General features: G+C 75.7%; 8 protein-coding genes. 7 read left to right on the top strand and 1 reads right to left on the bottom strand.

Going from position 1 to position 17511, the window contains the following annotated elements; all coding sequences use genetic code 11:
* The first annotated feature begins 219 nt into the window (after positions 1–219).
* From ACZ619_RS21145 to ACZ619_RS21120, 6 genes are read left to right on the top strand one after another with little or no spacing between them, the layout of a single operon-like run.
* Positions 220–7272 (top strand): SDR family oxidoreductase, encoded by a 7053-nt coding sequence (locus tag ACZ619_RS21145; RefSeq protein ID WP_469600981.1) that lies wholly within the window; start codon positions 220–222, stop codon positions 7270–7272.
* Position 7273: 1 nt separating this feature from the next.
* A complete protein-coding gene (locus ACZ619_RS21140) occupies positions 7274–12163 on the top strand; it encodes a type I polyketide synthase (RefSeq protein WP_469600979.1) in 4890 nt (1629 codons plus the stop codon).
* Positions 12160–12477 carry an acyl carrier protein gene (locus ACZ619_RS21135; RefSeq protein WP_469600977.1) on the top strand — a complete coding sequence of 106 codons (318 nt, stop codon included), beginning with the start codon at positions 12160–12162 and terminating at the stop codon, positions 12475–12477. The genes ACZ619_RS21140 and ACZ619_RS21135 overlap by 4 nt, the downstream gene beginning before the upstream one ends.
* A 3-nt stretch (positions 12478–12480) precedes the next feature.
* A complete protein-coding gene (locus tag ACZ619_RS21130; RefSeq protein ID WP_469600974.1) occupies positions 12481–13296 on the top strand; it encodes an alpha/beta fold hydrolase in 816 nt (271 codons plus the stop codon).
* Positions 13293–14459 carry a glycosyltransferase gene (locus tag ACZ619_RS21125; RefSeq protein WP_469600972.1) on the top strand — a complete coding sequence of 389 codons (1167 nt, stop codon included), beginning with the start codon at positions 13293–13295 and terminating at the stop codon, positions 14457–14459. Before ACZ619_RS21130 ends, ACZ619_RS21125 begins: the two co-directional genes overlap by 4 nt.
* Positions 14456–15511: a class I SAM-dependent methyltransferase gene (locus tag ACZ619_RS21120; RefSeq protein WP_469600969.1), complete on the top strand. Its 1056-nt coding sequence runs from the start codon at positions 14456–14458 to the stop codon at positions 15509–15511. Before ACZ619_RS21125 ends, ACZ619_RS21120 begins: the two co-directional genes overlap by 4 nt.
* A 35-nt stretch (positions 15512–15546) precedes the next feature.
* Here the strand turns inward: ACZ619_RS21120 and ACZ619_RS21115 are convergent, their stop codons facing one another.
* A complete protein-coding gene (locus ACZ619_RS21115; RefSeq protein WP_469601239.1) occupies positions 15547–16653 on the bottom strand; it encodes a lysylphosphatidylglycerol synthase transmembrane domain-containing protein in 1107 nt (368 codons plus the stop codon).
* A 210-nt stretch (positions 16654–16863) separates the two neighbouring features.
* On the opposite strand from ACZ619_RS21115, the gene ACZ619_RS21110 reads away from it, so the two are divergent.
* On the top strand, positions 16864–17508 hold the full coding sequence (locus ACZ619_RS21110; protein ID WP_469600966.1) for a DedA family protein: 645 nt from the start codon (positions 16864–16866) through the stop codon (positions 17506–17508).
* Positions 17509–17511: the final 3 nt, after the last annotated feature.

The following is a 17511-nucleotide window of genomic DNA, read 5'->3' as shown; positions in this document are numbered from 1 at the left end:
GTTCCGCGGGTGCAACGGCCACCGGACCGCGTTGGATTGCTCGGACTTTCGGCATTTGCGGTGAATTTCCTCGACTGGCCGAATCGATGCCCTGGGCCATGAGAAGGCCGTGACGTTATTGACCCGTGAGTAATCAACTCGCTAGTTTCCGGTGGCCTCACCCGGAGATTTCCGCCGCACACCCCCCACCGTGCTGTCCTCCCGATTATTCGGAGCATCATGACGTCTCCTGTGCGCGCCGTCGACCTGATCATCTGCATCACGCCTTTCGGAGAACCGGACGCCAGGCTCGCCACGGCGGTCTGCGCCGCCGGCGGACTCGGCGTCCTCGACCTGGGGCGCGGTGACCGAAGAACCCGGGAGGCGCTGGCCCGGCTGAAACGGGCCGCGCCCGGACCGTACGGGGTGCGGGTCGCCGCCGGCTGCGCGCTCACCCCGGAGGACTTCGGCCCGCTGCCCGACACGGTGGTGCTGGCCGCCGACGCCCCCTGGCCCGCCTCCCGACTCGCCCCGCACTGCCGGGTGCTGGCCGAGGTGACCGACCTGGCCCAGGCGCGGGCGGCGGCCGCGGCCGGCGCGCACGGGCTGATCGCCCGGGGTGCCGAGAGCGGCGGCCGCGTCGGCGAGCTGAGCACCTTCGTCCTGCTCCAGCAACTCCTCGGCGCCGACGGGCCGGACCTGCCGGTCTGGGCCTGCGGCGGCATCGGACCGCGCACGGCCGCCGCCGCGGTGGCCGGCGGCGCGGCCGGGGTCGTCCTGGACAGCCAGCTGGCCCTGCTCGCCGAGTCCCGCCTGCCCGAGGCCACGGCCGCCGCCCTCCGCTCCCTGGACGGCTCCGAGACGGTCGTCGTCGCCGGCCACCGCGTACTGCACCGCCGCGGCCCGGACACCCCGCGCCCGCCCGCCGACGACCCCGCCGCGGTCGCCGCCCTCCTCGGCGCCGAGGACCCGCGCGACCGGCTCCTGCCGCTGGGCCAGGACGGCTTCCTCGCCGCCCGGTTCGCCGAACGCTGGGGCGATGTACGGCGGACCGTGCGGGAGTTGACGGCCGCCGTCCGGGAGACCACCGGTGCCGCCGAGGCGCTGCGCCCCGGCACCTCCGCCATGAGCCGGGCCCTCGGCACCCGACTCCCCGTCGCCCAGGGGCCGATGACCCGGGTGAGCGACCGGGCGGACTTCGCGGAGGCCGTCGCCGCCGACGGCGCGCTGCCCTTCCTCGCACTGGCCCTCGCCGACGGCGACCGCACCCGGCAGATGCTGACCGAGGCCAGGGCGGCGCTCGACGGCCGCCCCTGGGGCGTCGGCGTCCTCGGCTTCGCCCCCGAGGAACTCAGGACCGCCCAGCTCGACGCCGTACGGGAGCTGCGGCCCAGCCACGCCGTCATCGCGGGCGGCCGCCCCGCGCAGGCCGAGGCGCTGGAGCGGGCCGGGATCAGCACCTTCCTGCACGTGCCCTCACCCGGGCTGCTGCGCCAGTTCCTGGAGGCCGGCGCCCGCAAGTTCGTGTTCGAGGGCTCCGAGTGCGGCGGCCACGTCGGACCGCGCGCCAGCTTCCCGCTCTGGGAGGCCCAGCTCGCGGTGCTGGAGGACTTCCCGGACACCGAGGGCCTGGAGGTGTTCTTCGCCGGCGGCGTCCACGACGAACGCTCCGCGGCCATGGTCGCCGCGCTCGCCGCCCCGCTCACCGCCCGGGGCGCGGCCGTCGGCCTCCTCATGGGCACCGCCTACCTCTTCACCGAGGAGGCCGTGGACCGCGGCGCCATCCGGCCCCTCTTCCAGCGCCAGGTCCGAGCGGCGAGCTCGACCGCCCTGCTGGAGACCGCCCCCGGCCACGCCACCCGCTGCGTACCCAGCCCCTTCACCCTCAACTACCACAGGCGCGAAGCCGAGTTGCGGGCGAACGGGATACCGGACCGGCGGCTCTGGGAGGAGCTGGAGCGGCTCAACATCGGCCGGCTGCGCATCGCCAGCAAGGGCGTCGACCGGGACCCCGACAGCGGCCGGCCGGCACCCGTCGACGAGGCACGCCAGCTCAACGACGGGATGTTCATGGCCGGTGAGGTCGCCGTGCTGCGCTCGGCCACCACCACCGTCGCCGCCCTGCACCACGCCGTGACCGACGGCGCCGCCGACCTGCTCGCCCGCCGCCCCGGCCCGCCGCGGCGCGCGGAACCCGCCGCACCCGCCCCGCTGGACATCGCGATCGTCGGCATGGCCTGCATGTTCCCGCACGCCCCCGACCTCGCCACCTTCTGGGCCAACGTGGTCGCCGGACACGACGCGGTCACCGAGGTCCCGCCCGAACGCTGGGACCCGGCCGTCCACCACGCCGACGGCCACACCACCTCCAAGTGGGGCGGCTTCCTGCCGCCCATCCCCTTCGACGCCCTGGGCTACGGCATCCCGCCCGCCTCCCTCGGCCACATCGAGCCCGTCCAGCTGCTCTCCCTGGAGGCCGCCCGGCGCGCCCTCGAAGACGCCGGATACGGCGCGCGGGGGCGGGAGTTCGACCGCTCGCGCACCTCCGTCGTCTTCGGCGCCGAGGCCGGCAGCGACCTCTCCAACGCGGCCACCCTGCGCGCCGTACTGCCCTCCTACTACGGCAGGGTGCCCGAGGGCCTGACGGACCAGTTGCCCGGGCTCACCGAGGACTCCTTCCCGGGCATGCTGGCCAACGTCATCTCGGGGCGCATCGCCAACCGCCTCGACCTGGGCGGCGCCAACTACACCGTCGACGCCGCCTGCGCCTCCTCCCTCGCCGCCGTCGACGTCGCCTGCAAGGAACTCACCGCCGGCACCAGCGACGTCGTCCTGTGCGGCGGCGCCGACCTGCACAACGGCATCAACGACTACGTCCTCTTCTCCTCCGTGCACGCCCTGTCCCCGACCGGCCGCTCCCGCGCCTTCGACGGCTCCGCCGACGGCATCGCGCTCGGCGAGGGCGTCGCCTGCGTCGTCCTCAAGCGGCTCTCCGACGCCGAACGCGACGGCGACCGCGTCTACGGCGTTATCAAGGGACTCGGATCCTCCAGCGACGGCCGCTCCCTGGGCCTGACCGCGCCCCGCCCCGAGGGACAGCGCGCCGCGCTGCTGCGCGCGTACCGCAACGCCGGGATCTCCCCGGCCCGGGTGGGCCTGGTCGAGGCGCACGGCACCGGGACCGTCGTCGGTGACCGCACCGAACTCACCATCCTCAGCAAGGTGTTCACCGAGGCCGGCGCGGCGAACGGCGGCTGCGCGCTCGGCTCGGTCAAGTCCCAGATCGGGCACACCAAGTGCGCCGCCGGACTCGCGGGCCTGATCAAGACCACGCTCGCCCTGCACACCGGCGTCAAACCGCCCACCCTCCACGTCGACCACCCCAACCCGGCCTGGCGGGAGGACGACAGCCCGTTCGCCTTCCACACCGAGGCCCGGCCGTGGGCCGCCCCGCCCGCCGAACGGGTCGCCGGGGTCAGCGCGTTCGGCTTCGGCGGCACCAACTTCCACGTGGTGCTCGGCGCCTACGACAGCCCGGTCCCGCCCGAGCAGGGGCTGGACGCCTGGCCCGCCGAACTGTTCCTGTTCCGGGGGCGGGACGAGAAGGCCGCGCACCGGGGCGTCGAGGAGATCGTCCGGGCGGCCGGGTCCGGCACCTGGCGGCTGCGCGACCTGGCGCTCGCCGCCGCCCGCCGCGCGGACGCCTCGCACGAGCCGGTGCGGGCCGCCGTGGTCGCCGCCGACGTGGCCGGACTGGCCGGGCAGTTGCGCCGGGTCCTCGCCGGGGAACACGACCCCGCGGCCGGGATCCACCTCACCGACGGGACACGGGAAGGCGTCGGGGCAAGGGGCGCCGACGGGGTACGGGGCGCCGACGGGGTACGGGACGGTGTCGGTGCACGGGGCGCCGACGGGGCAAGGGACGGTGTCGGGGGCGGGGCGCGGGGCGGGGACGCCAAGGTCGCCTTCCTCTTTCCCGGCCAGGGCAGTCAGCGCCCCGGCATGTTCGCCGACGTCCTCATCGCCTTCCCCGAGCTCCAGCACTACCTCCAGCTCGGCCGGACCCACGCCGACGCCCTCTACCCGCCCACCGCCTTCGACGACGCCGCACGCGAGCGCCGCCGGGCCGCCCTCACCGACACCCGGGCCGCCCAGCCCGCCCTCGGCATCACCGGCCTCGCCGCCCACGCCCTCCTGACGGCGGCCGGCGTCCGCCCCGACATGGCCGCCGGGCACAGCTACGGCGAACTCGTCGCCCTCGGCGCGGCCGGCGCCCTCACCCCCGAGACCCTCCTGGACCTGAGCGCCGAACGGGCGGCCGCCATCCTGGCCGCCGCGGGCGACGAGCCCGGCACCATGGCAGCCGTCTCCGCCGGGGCCGACGACGTCGAGCGCGCCCTGCGCACGGCCGGAGCACCGGCCTCGGTGGTCCTCGCCAACCACAACTCGCCCCGGCAGACGGTCATCTCCGGCCCGACCGAAGAAGTCACCGAAGCCGTAAGGCTGTTGCGCGAGGCGGGCCTCGGCGCCCAACGCATCCCGGTGGCCTGCGCCTTCCACAGCCCGGTCGTGGCCGGCGCGGGTGAGCGGTTCGCCGAGGTCCTCGCGCAACGGACCGTACGAGCACCCGAGTTCCCCGTCTGGTCCAACCGCACCGCGGCCCCCTACCCGCAGGACGCCGACGCCGTACGCGCCGGACTCGCCGCCCAGATCGGCTCGCCCGTCGCCTTCGCCGCCCAGGTCGAGGCGATGTACGAGGCCGGGGCCCGCGTCTTCGTGGAGGCCGGGCCCGGGACGGTCCTCACCCGGCTCGTCGGGCAGATCCTCGGCGATCGCCCGCACACCACCGTCGCCTGCGAACCCCGCGCCGGCGCCGGACTGCCCGGCTGGCTCGACGCGTTCGCCCGGCTCGCCACCGCGGGGCTGCCCGTGCGCACCGCCTGGCTGCTGCGCGGCCGCGACGCCGTCGACGCGGTCCGCAGCCCGGCGCCGAAGCGGCCGGGCTGGACGGTCGACGGACAGCTCGTGCGCACCGCCACCGGAGACCTCCTGCCCGGTGCCCTCGCACCGGCCCGACGAGTCGTGGAGACGACGACCGTGACCACGAACCAGCCGCACGGCGCCCCGGCCGACCGGGACGCGCTGATCTCCGAATACCTGCGCACCAGCCGGGAGATGATCGCGGCCCAGCGCGATGTGCTGCTCACCTACTTCGGGGCGGCCCCGGGCGCGGTACCCGCCGCACCGGAGGCCCCGCAGCCACAGCCACAGCCACAGGCGCAGCCGCAGTCGCTGCCGGTCGCCGCAGCCGTCGTACCGCGGTCGGAGCCCGAGGTCCCCGCGGCGGCCGAGGAACCGGAGACCGATGTCGCGCTGGTCGTCCTGGAGATCATCAGCGAACGGACCGGCTACCCCGTCGACATGATCGAGCCCGACCTCGACCTGGAGGCCGACCTCAGCATCGACTCCATCAAACGGGCCGAGATCGCCGGGGAACTGGCCAAGCGGCTCGGGATCGCGGGCGGGGCCGAGACCCTGGACGACAGCGAGCTGGAGGAACTGGCCAAGGCGCGGACGGCCGCCGCGGTGACCAACTGGCTGACGGCCAGGGTCGGCACGGAGGAACCGGGCCCGGACACCGGCCCGGACACCGGCCCGGGCGGCCCGAGGCAGGCGCCCGACGCCGGCTCCGACGCTGACGCCGCCGCCGACGACGGGACGGCCGGCACACCGGAGCCGGTCGCCGCGGCCGCCCCGTCGGCGGCCCCCCGTCCCGGCGCGGCCGAGAAGATCCCCGCGGCCGAGGAGATCCCCGCGGGCGAGGCACCGAAGCGGTACGAGGTGCGGCTCGTCGCACTCGCGGGGCCCGACGCCGTGGGCGATCCCGCCGACGCGCTGGGCGGGCGGCGGTTCGTGCTGCTCGGTGACGGCGGCGGTGCCGCCGACGAGATCGCGGCCCGGCTCGCCGCGCACGGCGCCGAGTCCGTGGCCCTCGGGGCCGGGCATCTGCTCACGGAGGCGGACGGCACGGTGGACGGGGTGCTGTACCTGGGCGCGCTGCCCGGTACCGACACGCCCGTGCTGCCGGACGCCTTCCCCGTGCTGCGGGCGGCCCTGGCGCGCGGCCCGCGCTGGCTGCTCGCCGCCCGGCCCGCCGAGGGGCAGGACGCGGCCCGCTCCGCCGGACTCCACGGGCTGTTCCGCACCGTCGCCCGCGAGTACCCGGACACCGTCGCCCGGTCCGTGGCCCTGACCGACACCGCACCGCCCGCCGTCGCCGACGCGCTGCTCGCCGAGGTGCTGGCGCCGCGGCCGGCCCCCGTCGTGCTGCGGACCGGGACCGGGCGGCACGGCCTGGAACCGGTGGAGGTACCCCTCGGGATCCTCGGCACCTCGGGCGCCGGACCGGCCGGGGAGGGGGCCGCCGAGGCCGCCGCGCTCGGCCTGGACCGGGACTCCGTGGTGCTGCTGGTCGGCGGGGCCCGGGGCATCACCGCGAAGTTCGCCGCCACCCTCGCCGGCGCCTGCCGCTGCCGGATCGAACTGCTCGGCCGGACGCCCGCGCCCATCGGCCCCGAGGCCCCGGACACCGCCGCCGCCCGCACCCCGGCCGAACTCCGCGCGGCGCTCGCCGCCAGGGGCGGGGCCCGGCCCGCCGAGGTGGGCCGCGCGGCCGAACTGATCCTCGCCCAGCGGGAGATCACCGCCACCCTCGGCGAACTCGCCGCGCTCGGCAGCGAGGCCCGCTACCACGCCGTCGACTTCCGCGACCGGGACGCGGCACTCCAGGCCGTCAAGGAGATCCACGCCGACCACGGCCGCCTGGACGGGGTCGTCTTCGCGGCCGGGGTGATCGAGGACCGGCTGATCGCCGAGAAGACCCCGGAGTCCTTCCGGCGGGTCTACGGGACGAAGACGGCCGGCGCCGCCACCCTGCTCGCCGCACTGGAGGAACTCCCGGCCGGACCCGGCTTCGCGGTGCTGTTCGGCAGCATCTCCGCCGTCCTCGGCAACCGCGGGCAGGCCGACTACGCCGCCGCCAACGACGCGCTGGAGAGCCTCGGCGCCGCCTGGGCGGAGCGCACCGGCAACCGCGCGCTGACCGTGCACTGGGGTCCGTGGGCGCCGACCGGCGGTCACACCGGCATGGTCAGCGCGGAACTCGGGCGCGAGTACGCGCGGCGCGGGGTCCGGCTGATCGACCCCGACGAGGGCACCGCCGCCCTGCTGCGCGAACTGGCCTGGGGCGAGGAGTCCGCCCGTGCCGTCGTCTACACCGCCTCGGGCTGGTGACATGAGCGACGACCGCCGCACTCCGGTCGCGATCGTGGGCATGGCGGTGCTGCTGCCCGGCGCCGCCGGCCTCGACGCCTACTGGAGGAACCTGCGCGACGGCGTGGACGCGATCGGCGAGGTCCCCGACGGCCGCTGGGACGCGGACTACTACCGGCCCGGCTCGGCGGCCGGACCCGCCGTCCCCGACCAGGTGTACTGCCGGCGCGGCGGCTTCGTGGACGGCCTCGCCGAGGTCGAGGTGACCCGCTACGGCATCATGCCGTCCTCCGTCGACGGCACCGAGCCCGACCAGCTCATCGCCCTGGACGTGGCAGCCGCCGCGATCGCCGACGCGGGCGGCGCGGACCGGCTGCCCGACCGGCACCGGATCGGGGTCGTCCTGGGCCGGGGCGGCTATCTGACCCCCGGCCTGGTCCGGCTCGACCAGCGGGTGCGGACCGCGGGCCAGCTGGTGCGGACGCTGGGCGAACTGGTGCCGGACCTCAGCCCCGGCCAACTGGCCCGGGTCCGCGAGGCGTTCACCGAGCGGCTCGGTCCGGCCAGCCCCGAGTCCGCGATCGGCCTGGTGCCCAACCTCGCCGCCTCCCGGATCGCCAACCGCCTCGACCTGCGCGGCCCCGCCTACACCGTGGACGCGGCCTGCGCCTCCTCGCTGGTCGCCGTCGACCAGGCGGTCACCGAACTCGGCTCCGGACGCTGCGACATGATGCTCGCCGGGGGAGTGCACCACTGCCACGACATCACCCTGTGGAGCGTGTTCTCCCAGCTGCGCGCGCTCTCCCCGAGCCAGCGCATCCGCCCCTTCCACCGCGAGGCCGACGGCATCCTCATCGGCGAGGGCACCGGAGTCGTCGTACTGAAGCGGCTCGCGGACGCCGAGCGCGACGGCGACCGCGTCTACGCCGTGATCCGGGGCACCGGCGTGGCCAGCGACGGCCGTACCGCCGGGCTCGTCAACCCCGACCCGGGCGGCCAGACCCACGCCGTGCGGCAGGCCTGGCGGGCCGCCGGGCTCGATCCCGCCGCACCGCACTCGGTCGGGCTCCTGGAGGCGCACGGCACCGCGACCCCGGCCGGTGACGCGGCCGAACTCATCACGCTGGCCGAGGTGTTCGGCACCGCCGACGAACGTGCGGTGCTCGGCTCGGTGAAGTCGATGATCGGCCACACCATGCCGGCCGCCGGAGTCGCCGGGCTGGTCAAGGCGGCCCTCGCGCTCCACCACGCCACCCTGCTGCCCACCCTGCACTGCGACGACCCGCACCCGGCGCTCGCCGCCACCCGCTTTCGCACCCTCGACCGGGCCCGGCCCTGGGAGACCTCCCCCGGGCAGCCGGTGCGCCGGGCCGGGGTGAACGCCTTCGGGTTCGGCGGGATCAACGCCCACGTGGTGCTGGAGGAGGCGCCCCGCGGCACCGCCCGCCCCGTGCGCGCCCACGTCACCGAGCCCGAGCGCGTCCTCCTGCTCGCCGCCCGCACCCCGCAGCGGCTCGACGCCGCCCTCGCCGCCGACGACTCGGCGCTCCTCGTCGCCGGTCTGGACCCCGGGCACCCGCACCCGCAGGCCGGTCCGGCCCGCCTCGGCATCGTCGACCCGACCGCCAAACGGCTCGCCCTCGCCCGCCGCGCCGTCGCCCGGGGCCGGGCCTGGCAGGGCCGCAACGACGTCTGGTTCCGGCCCACCTCCCTGCTCGCCGACGGCGGCAGGCTGGCCTTCGTCTTCCCCGGTCTGGAAGGCGAGTTCACTCCCCGCGTCGACGACATCGCCACGCATTTCGGCCTCCCCACCGTCACCGCGGGACCCGCCCGGGACGTGCGGGTCGGTGACGTAGGCCGTCATGGGTTCGGTGTCGTCGGCGTGGGGCGGCTGCTCGACACGGCACTGCGCCGGATGGGCGTCGTCCCGGACGCGGTCGCCGGACACAGCGTCGGCGAGTGGACGGCCATGGCCGCCGCCGGGATCTACTCGGACGAGCAGGTGGACGCCTTCATGGCCGGGTTCGACCCCGACACGGTCACCGTCCCCGGCCTCGTCTTCGCGGCGATGGGCGCCTCCGCCGACCGGGTCCTCGCCGCGCTGCGCGACGACTGGCCGGACGCCGGGATCGTGCTCTCCCACGACAACGCGCCCGGCCAGTCGATGGTCTGCGGACCCGACCGGGCCGTGGCCGACCTCGTCCGCGCCTTCCGTGCCGACGGCGTGCTGTGCCAGGTGCTGCCGTTCCGGTCCGGGTTCCACACACCGATGCTGGAGCCGTACCTCACCCCCATCAAGGAGGCCGCCGAGCGCTTCCGGCTGCACCGGCCGGCCGTCCCCGTCTGGTCCGGCACCACCGCGGCGCCGTTCCCCGAGGCCGAGGCCGAGGTGCGGGAGCTGTTCGTCCGCCACCTGCTGGAGCCCGTCCGCTTCCGGCAGCTGATCGAGGCCCTGTACGCCGCCGGGCACCGTACCTTCGTACAGACCGGCCCCGGCCGGCTCGCCTCGCTCATCGACGACGTCCTCGGTGGCCGCGACCACCTCGCGGTCGCCGCCAACTCCCCGCACCGCTCCGGCCTCGCCCAGCTCCGGCGCGTGGCGACCGCGCTGTGGACGGCGGGTGCGCGGGTGGCGGCCGCGGTGCCGGGCGAGGCCGCCCCGGCCGTCACCGGGCGCAACGGACGGCACCGCCCACCCGTACGGCTGGACCTGGGCGGCGCCCTGGTCTCACTGGAGGGCCCGACCCTCGCCGCGCTGAGAAGCGAACTGAGCGGCAGCACGCCGCCCCCAGGCCCCGTCCCCGGCATCGACAGCGGCACCGGCATCGACAGCGGCGTCGGCATTGGCGTCGGCACCAGCACCGGCACGGCCACCACCGGATCCGGGCCCGCGGCCACGGGCCCGGCGCGGCTCGACGACCTCGCCGCACGGATCCCGGCCGCCGCCGAACTCAGCGCGCTCCTGCGCGACACCGCCGACTCGGCCGTCGCCGTCCTCACCGCGCTCCGCCCGCCCCCCAACCCCTCACCCGCCACGACCCTGGACGCCCCGCCCTCGCCGACCACGGCCTTGAACGCCGCCCCCTCGCCGGCTACGGCTTTGAACGCCGCCCCCTCACCCGCCATGGCCCTGAACGCCGCAGCCCCGCCCTCGCCCACCACGGCCCTGAAGGCCCCGCCGTCACCCGCCACGACCCTGGACCCCGCGCCCCCGCCCGCCCCGCCCTCGCCACCACCGGCCTCATCCGGCATGTCCCCGCCCGCCATGTCCCCGCCCGCCACGCCCCCACCCGCACCGGCCTCCCACCCCGCTCCCGCCCCCACCGCCCCGCGGGCGCTGTCCGCCGCCGTCCCTGCCTCCCGCACCACCACCGTCCGGGTCTCCCCGGACACCATGCCCCACCTCCTCGACCACTGCTTCTACCCGCAGCGTCCCGGCTGGCCGGACATCGAGGACCGCTGGCCGGTGGTCCCCGCCACCACGATCGTCCAGCACATGATGGACGCGGCCCAGGCGGCCACCGGGCTGCGCGCGGTGGCCGTGCACGGCGCCCGCTTCGACCGCTGGCTCACCGCCGCACCCGCCGTGGACGTCCCGGTCACCGTCACCCCCGAGGACCCCGGCCGGGTCTCCGTCGCCTTCGGCCCCACCGCCCGCGCGGTCGTCGAACTCGCCCCAGGGCACGCCGCGCCGCCGGCCGGACGCTCCCGCCCCCCGGTCCCGGAACGCGTCCCCGACCACACCGCCGCCCAGCTCTACGGCGAACGCTGGATGTTCCACGGCCCGGCCTACCAGGGCGTCACGGAACTCACCGGGATCGGCGACCGGCACGTGCGCGGGGTGATCACCACGCCCGCCGCACCCGGCGCCCTGCTCGACAACGTCGGCCAGATCCTCGGCTACTGGATCATGGCCACCCGCACCGAGCGGACCGTCGTCTTCCCGGTGCAGATGAGGGAGATGCGGTTCCACGGCCCGCACCCGGCCGCCGGCACCGAGGTCGGCTGCCTGGTGCGGATCACCTCGCTCACCGACACCGTCCTGGAGGCGGACGTGGAGCTCACCGTCGGCGACCGGCTCTGGGCCCGGATCGGCGGCTGGCAGGACCGCCGCTTCGACAACGACCCGCAGACCCGGCCCGTCGAGCGCTTCCCCGACCGCAACACCCTCTCCGAGGTCCGCCCCGGCGGCTGGGTGCTGCTCCACGAACGCTGGCCGGACCTGGCCTCCCGCGAGCTGATCATGCGCAACTCGCTGGGCGGGGCCGAGCGCACGCGCTACGCCGAGCACGCGCCGCGCGGCCGCCGGCAGTGGCTGCTCGGCCGGATCGCGGCCAAGGACGCCGTCCGGCAGTGGCTCTGGCGGCACGGCGAGGGCCCGGTCTTCCCGGCCGAGCTCCGCGTCCGCAACGACGACGCGGGCCGCCCCTACGTGACCGGCGTGCACGGCCGCACGCTGCCCGCGCTGGACGTCTCCCTCGCCCACCGGGCCGAGGCGGCGGTGGCGATCGTGAGGCCGCACACCTCCGGTCCCGGCCCGGGCATCGACATCGAGGAGGTCACCGAACGCGACCCGGCCGCCCTGGCCGCCGCGCTCGGCGCGGCCGAACTCCGGCTCATGGAACGCCTCTCGACGGACGGCTCCCGGGCCCTGTGGTTCACCCGGTTCTGGGCCGCCAAGGAGGCCGTCGCCAAGGCCGAGGGCACCGGATTCGGCGGCCGGCCGAGGGACTTCACCGTCCTGGAGGCCGCCCCGGACGGCAGCCGGCTGCTGGTCTCGGGCCGGCTGGAACGCGCCTACCCGGTGCGCTGCGCGCCGGTCCGCAATCCCCCCGCACTGCCGGACCGCGACTACGTCGTGGCCTGGACGACCGGACCGGCAGCCGAAGCAGCACAGGAGGACCCGCTATGAACCCCACCGAACCCGAAGTCCGCGCCGACGAGGAGGCGGTCCTCGCCGACCTCACCCGGATGCTCCGCACCCTCCTGGAGGAGTACGGCGACGACGACGCCGTGATCGGCATGGGCACCACCTTCAACCGCGACCTGGAGCTGGAGAGCATCGACCTCGTGACCCTCGCCGGGCTCCTGGAGGAGCGGTACGGCAAGCGGGTCAACTTCGCCGAGTTCCTGGCCGGGATGGAGTTCGACGAGATCATCGGGCTCACCGTGGGCCGCCTCGTCGAGTACGTGGTGTGGAGCCTGAAGGCCACGGAGGCGGGCTGAGCCATGGCGATGGTCGACACCGGCGACATCCGGCTGCACGTCCAGCGCATGGGCCCGGCCGAGGGCCGCACCCCCCTCGCCACCGTGGTCCTGGTGCACGGACTGCTCACCGACAGCCTCGCCAGCTACTACTTCACCGTGGCCCCGGCCTTCGCCGCCTCCGGCCTCGACGTGGTCATGTACGACCTGCGCGGCCACGGCCGCAGCGCCCGCCCGCCCGGCGGCTACACCCTCGACCACAACATCGACGACCTGGAGGCACTCCTCGACCGCCTGTCGATCACCGGCCCGGTCCACCTCGTCGGCAACTCCTACGGCGGCACCATCGCCTTCGGCTACGCGGCCCGCCATCCCGCACGCGCCGCCAGCCTCACCCTGATCGAGTCCGAGCCCGCCACCGCCGCCTGGGCGCACAAGCTCGGCGGCATCCTGGGCCGGGTGGTCACCGAACTCGCCCACAACGAGCCGGACGCCATCGCCTGGATCACCGCCAACCGCAGCCACAACACCGCCCGCCTGGCCCGGGGCGCGGCCCGGCTCGCCCGCGAGACCAGCCTCGGCCGGGACATCCCGGCCAGCCGGGTGCTCACCGAGGACCAGATCAGCGCCGTACGCTGCCCGGTCCTCGGGGTGTACGGCGGTGACTCGGACCTGGTGCACGTGGTGCCGCTCAAGGAGGCGCTGCTGGCCGACTTCCGGGCGGTGGTGCTGCCCGGGCACGAGCACTCGGTGCTGGTCGAGGCGGCCGGCACGGTCGGCGGACACATCCTGGAGCTGATCCACTCAGTCAGCGCGACACGGGCGGCCGGGGTCCGGTGAGCGGCTTCCTGTTCGTCGTACCGCCCCTGGTCGGGCACATCAACCCGGCCGTCGGCGTCGCCGCCGAACTCACCGCGCGCGGCCACCGGGTGGCCTGGGTCTGCCCGGACCCGGCGCTGCTCGGCCGCCTCGCGGGACCGCAGGCGTACGTCTTCCCGTGCGCGGGCGCCGTGGCGGGCGAACGGCCGGCCGACCTGCGGGGCGCGGAGGCGCTGAAGTTCCTGTGGGAGTGGTTCCTGGTGCCGCTCGCCGACGCGATGGCCCCCGGGGTGCGGGCCGCCGTGGACGGTTTCCGGCCGGACGTGGTGGTCGCCGACCAACAGGCCTTCGCCGGCGCCCTGGTGGCCGAACGGCTCGGGCTGCCCTGGGCGACCTCCGCCACCACCTCCGCCGAGTTCGGCGGCGCCTACGACGGCATCCCCAAGGTCGCCGAGTGGCTCCGGGCCCGCCTCGGTGAACTGCGGGCACGCGTCGGCGACCCGGCCGGGACGGCCGACCCGCGCTTCTCGCCCCACCTGGTGCTGGCCTTCACCACCCCCGAACTGGCGGGCCCCACCGGCCGGCCCGGGGTGCGGCACGTCGGCCCGTCCGTCTCCGAGCGGCCGGCCGACCCCGGCTTCCCCTGGACCTGGCTCGACCCCGGCCGCAGCAAGGTCCTGGTCTCCCTGGGCACCGCCAACGCGGACGCGGGCGGCCGCTTCCTCGCCGAGTGCGTCACCGCGCTGCGCGAACGCGCCGACCGCGTACAGGCGTTGATCGCGGACCCCGGTGCCGCGCTGCCCCGCGCCGGGGACGACAAGGACCTGCTGATCCGGCCCTCGCTGCCCCAGCTCCCGCTGCTGGAAAGGGTGGACGCGGTGGTCTGCCACGCCGGGCACAACACCGTCTGCGAGGCGCTGTGGCACGGCGTCCCGCTGGTCGTCGCCCCGATCCGCGACGACCAGCCGGTGATCGCCGGGCAGGTCGTCGACGCGGGCGCGGGCGTCCGGGTCAGGTTCGGCCGGGTCACCGCCCCAAAGCTGGGCGCCGCCCTGGACACCGTCCTGCACGAGAGCGCCCACCGCACGGCCGCGGCCCGGATCCGTACCGCGTTCCGCGCGGCCGGCGGCGCACCCGCCGCGGCAACCCATTTGGAAAGCCTGGCAGTTGAGGGGATCAGATGAGCAAGCAGAGTGAGATCGAGGCGCTGCGCTCCGCCTACCGGCGGGACCTGGCCGACGGCGTCGACCGCTTCTTCGACCCCCCGCGCACCACCTGCCCCTGGTGCGACTCGGACCGGCTGGCGAACCGGCTGCGCACCACCGACCTGCTCCAGCACAAGCCCGGCGCGTTCCGTCTCGACCGCTGCCTGGACTGCGGGCACACCTTCCAGAACCCGCGCCTGAGCGAGGCCGGACTGGAGTTCTACTACCGGGACTTCTACGACGGCCTCGGCGAGCAGAGGATGAGCGGCACCTTCGGCGGCCGCGCCAAGATGTACCAGGGGCGCGCCCGCTCCATGGTCCCGCACGATCCGACGCCGAAGAACTGGCTCGACGTCGGCACCGGCCACGGCCACTTCTGCGCGGCCGCCCGCGAGGTGCTGCCCGGCACCGCCTTCGACGGCCTCGACTTCACCGACGGCGTCGAACTCGCCTCCCGCGAGGGCCGGGTGGAGCACGCCTACCGGGGTGCCTTTCCGGACCTGGCCCCCGAACTCACCGCCCGCTACGACGTCGTGAGCATGTTCCACTACCTGGAGCACAGCACCGACCCCGACCGCGAACTGCGCGCCGCCCACGAGGCGGTACGCCCCGGCGGCCACCTCCTCATCGAGGTCCCCGACCCCGAGAGCCGCTACGCCCGCCTCCTCGGCCGCTGGTGGCTGCCCTGGCTCCAGCCGCAGCACCTGCACTTCGTCCCGGTCGCCAACCTCCGCGCCCGGCTGGCCGAGCTGGGCTTCACCGTGGTGGCCGAGGAGCACGCCGAGGCCCACGACCCCGTCGACCTGCTGGCCGCCGTCTGGCTCGCCCTGGACCACACCGCCCCGCGCGAGGACGCGCCCTGGCTGCCGGAGCCTCCCGGCGGCCTGCGCAGGACGCTCCGCGCGGCCCTGCTGATCGCGGGCATCCCGGCCCTGATCGCCGGTACGCTCCTCGACCGCTTCGCGGTCCGGCCGCTGTCGCACCGGCTCCGCCTCGCCAACGCCTACCGGGTGGTCGCCCGCCGCGACTGAACCCTCACAGCACGTCCGAGCGGACCACGGTGCCCTCACAGCACGTCCGAGCGGATCATCGCGCCCCCACGGCACGTCCGAGCGGACCACGGTGCCCTCACAGCACGTCCGAGCGGATCATCGCGCCCCCACGGCATCTTGGCGCGGATCATCGCCGACAGCACCAGGGCGCCCGGCAGCAGCGGCACCCAGTCGGTCAGCACCCGGTAGCCGATCACGGTCGCGGTGGCCACCGCGACCGGGGCGCCGAACGCGGCCAGCGTGAACACCAGCGCCGCGTCCACCGCGACCCCGCCGGGCACCGGCACGGCACCCCCGGCGGTGCCCGCCGCCAGATACGCCAGGATCACGTCCCCCCACGACAGCCCGAGCCCCAGCGCCTCCCCGGTGCAGGCCAGCACACCCGCCTGCACCAGCGGCATCGCCGTGGCCCCGCCCCACAGGGCCAGCACCCGGGACGGCCGCGCGTGCACCGTCCGGGCATCGGTGAGCGCACACCGCACCAGCCCGGTGACCGGCCGCCGCAACGGCCGTACGACCGCCATCGCCACGCCCGCCAGGGTGAGCACGGCCGCGGCCGGGACCAGCACCGCGCCGTCCGGCACCAGCTCGCCCAGCCGCCGCCACGCGGACGTCGACAGCAGGAACACCAGCAGCACGAGGGTCTTCGCGCCCGACTTGGCCACCGAGTACAGCGCGATCGAGGAGGTCGCCCGGTCCAGGGGCACGCCCCGGGCCCGCAGGAAGCGCACGGTGACGGCGTGCGCGCCCAGCCCGCCGGGCAGCGCGTGGTTGGCGGCACCGGCCGCGAACTGCGAGGCCAGCAGCAGCCCCGGCGGCAGCCGGTCGGGCACGGCGCCCTGCCGGGTGCAGGACGCCGCCACCCAGGTCAGGCAGGTGAGACCGCCGCCGGCCAGCAGCCACGCCGGTTCGGCGCGGGCGAGCCGGGTGACACCCTCGTACAGCAGTGACCGGTTCGTCAGCACCCAGACCGCCGCGACCAGCAGCGGGGACAGGCACAGGGCGAGCCGGAGCGGCCGGCCCGCCGCCGGGGGCACCGCCGGGGGCACCGGCGGGGGCGGCACGGGCGGCGCGCCGGGGCGGGACGACGACAGCGACGGCAGCGGGGGCGGTGAGGACAGTGATGACACGGGGACGTTGTCCTTCCACAGGGGCCCGGGGTGGGGAGCCACGGGCGAGCGGGACCGCCGGGGGAGCCTTCCCGCCCCGTATGACTCCCGGATGTCCGAAAACCGAAGGCGGGAGGGCGGGCGGGTGCCGCGGGCGCCGCCCTGCCCCGCCGACCCGGTAGCCTTCCCGGGAGGAGTACGCGACAGGGGAGGATCCGGCCGGTGCACGTCCAGGAATGGCTCGACTCGGTGCCCGCGGTGGCCGTCTACGCAGTGGTGGCGCTGGTCATCGGACTGGAGAGCCTGGGCATCCCGCTGCCCGGCGAGATCGTCCTGGTCTCCGCGGCGCTGCTCTCCTCCCAGCACTCCGGCGTCAACCCCGTGGTCCTCGGGATCTGCGCGACGGCCGGCGCGGTGATCGGCGACTCCGTCGGCTACGCGATCGGCCGCAAGGGCGGCCGGCCCATGCTGGCCTGGCTGGGCAAGAAGTTCCCGAGACACTTCAGCGAGGGCCATGTGGCCACCGCCGAGCGCTCCTTCGAGAAGTGGGGCATGTGGGCCGTCTTCTTCGGCCGCTCCATCGCCCTGCTCCGCATCTTCGCCGGTCCCCTCGCCGGTGTCCTCCACATGCCCTACTGGAAGTTCCTGATCGCCAACCTCCTCGGCGGCATCTGCTGGGCCGGCGGCACCACGGCGGTCGTCTACTACGTCGGCATCGTCGCCGAGGACTGGCTGAAGCGGTTCTCGTACGTGGGCCTGGCGGCGGCGGTCCTGGTGGGCCTGGCATCGATGCTGATCGTGCGGCGCAAGGCGAGCAAGGTCCAGGTCACGGAGAAGAAAGCCGAGCCCGTAGGCGCCGGCGAGTAGACG

This window comes from Streptomyces sp. NPDC104367 (assembly GCF_055583825.1).
The sequence above is the reverse complement of the archived record's forward strand: the minus strand, read 5'-3'. Positions and strand labels throughout refer to the sequence as shown.

Coding starts and splice junctions, on each gene's coding strand:
- ACZ619_RS21120 (WP_469600969.1), top strand. CDS start 14,456: ATGAGCAAGCAGAGTGAGATCGAGGCGCTGCGCTCCGCCTACCGGCGG.
- ACZ619_RS21145 (WP_469600981.1), top strand. CDS start 220: ATGACGTCTCCTGTGCGCGCCGTCGACCTGATCATCTGCATCACGCCT.
- ACZ619_RS21140 (WP_469600979.1), top strand. CDS start 7,274: ATGAGCGACGACCGCCGCACTCCGGTCGCGATCGTGGGCATGGCGGTG.
- ACZ619_RS21135 (WP_469600977.1), top strand. CDS start 12,160: ATGAACCCCACCGAACCCGAAGTCCGCGCCGACGAGGAGGCGGTCCTC.
- ACZ619_RS21130 (WP_469600974.1), top strand. CDS start 12,481: ATGGCGATGGTCGACACCGGCGACATCCGGCTGCACGTCCAGCGCATG.